Source organism: Flavobacterium sp. LC2016-23, from assembly GCF_009674775.1.
Taxonomy (GTDB): domain Bacteria; phylum Bacteroidota; class Bacteroidia; order Flavobacteriales; family Flavobacteriaceae; genus Flavobacterium.
Genome location: NZ_WKKE01000057.1, coordinates 1 through 1,778 on the forward strand (window position 1 = coordinate 1; position 1,778 = coordinate 1,778).

Consider the following 1,778-nt stretch of genomic DNA (forward strand, 5'->3'; position numbering starts at 1 on the left):
CCTGATAATGTGGATTTATAGCTCTGTTTTACCTATATAAACTTTCTTGATCTATTCCTAATCTTACCCAGCCTCCCGGATATCCGTCTGGATATCCGAGCGATCGGATCTGGTTCGTACAATTTTAACGATATTTGCTCCAATCTACTTCACCCATTAAATAAAATGAAAAAATCAAATTACTAATTATGAGCAAAATTATCCCAAATACAATCCAGCCTCCAATTCTATTTTTTTTCTTAGAGTAATTGGCAAATTCAGTATTATATTGTTTCCAGCGATCTTTATAATGTATTGTTAAATAATTAAATGCATAAACTATTACAGCCGGTACATAAACAATAGGCATTGAAATCGAAAGTTCTGTAGATATCTTTTCGTAAACTGTATAATAATTAGCTAACGAAAATAGTCCCCATGTTTCTAAAGCTAGCATAACAAGACCCGCCTTATATTCTGTAAGAAATTTTCCTCCTGACAATTCCGAAGTATATTCTATAGAACGGTAAATCCTGTAGAAAAAATAATAATAACTTTTCTTGATAAATTCCATAATATTTATAGTTTCATTGCACCCGGAAAGGCCTGATAATTTGGATTAATAGCTCTGTTATCTTGATATAAACTTTCCTGATCTACTGCTAATCCCTCCCAGCCTTTCGGATAAAAAGCATCTATGCCAAAATAAAATGTAGAAGGAATAGCACCAATAGTCCCTCCCCAGTTTCCCATTGCTCCCATAATTGTATTTAATACAGCTTTTGCCGGATGAACAGCATTGGGAGAATTTGGATTTTTCATATAAATCCTTATACCCACTAAGTCCATTGAAACACCTGCTCCAAACGAGGCATTACCTAATATACCTCCCCATGCCCCCACTTTTGATATCGGAATTGTAGCTTTTGTCATTGGAGCCTCTCTAAACAAACTAAGGTTTCTGCCTGTTAACGGATAATTTCCTGAAAGCCCTCTTCTAATACCTTCAGCATACATTCGCTCTGAGTTTAGACTTCCTTTAACGATTCCTATCGCAGAAGCAGTCCCAAAAGCCCAATTCGCTCGACCGCCGGTCTCGTACCAATTACCTAAATTTAAGTTATTATCACTTACTGGTGCTCCTACACTACTATTACTACCTACAAAAGAATGCATATCATTCCCCGACCCTACAGCGCTAAATCCCAACACAGGAGGTTTATTATAATTATCCAGATAATTATTGGTCAAATTTGTCGCCACTGCTGAAGCTCCCGCTGAGGCTCCTGCTGCGCCAATACTAATAAAAGCCGAAGAATTCCATTTGGCAGGGTTCAACTCGCCTCCGCTGGCATAGGCACCCATTATATATCCTGATAAAAGGTAACCAACTACGTTCCAAAATTCACCTGTAGGATCGGTATATTTTAAAGGATTGTTTAAAACATAAACGTAACGATTGTAATTCTGCGTATTAAACGGGTCCTGAATATTGTTGTCCGGCTGTAAAAAACGATGCAGATTAGGATCGTAAATACGGCCGTTCATGTTGATGAGCCCCACACTTTGTATATGTTCATGACCGGTGTATCCCCTGTCTAAAACCGTTAAACCCGATAGCGGCATACCAGCTCCGTTCTGTACCTTTTGCACACCACCCCATACATCAAACAATCGCTTTTCAAAAACCGACCCCACCTGATTGGTAATTTTAACTGTGAACAAAAACTACCCTCATTAATCTTTACCACTTCGAATTAAAATTCAGAAAACACAAAATCATTAGTACTATCTATCCA

At 37.7% G+C, this 1,778-nt stretch carries 2 protein-coding genes; both read right to left on the minus strand.

Features of this window, described 5'->3' with window-relative positions:
* Nucleotides 1–124 precede the first annotated feature (124 nt).
* On the minus strand, nt 125–553 hold the full coding sequence (locus tag GJU43_RS22665; protein WP_154344176.1) for a hypothetical protein: 429 nt from the start codon (nt 551–553) through the stop codon (nt 125–127).
* 5 nt (nt 554–558) lie between these two features.
* Entirely contained in the window at nt 559–1,704 is a 1,146-nt protein-coding gene (locus GJU43_RS22670) for an RHS repeat-associated core domain-containing protein (RefSeq protein ID WP_154344177.1), read from the minus strand.
* Between the last annotated feature and the right edge of the window lie 74 nt (nt 1,705–1,778).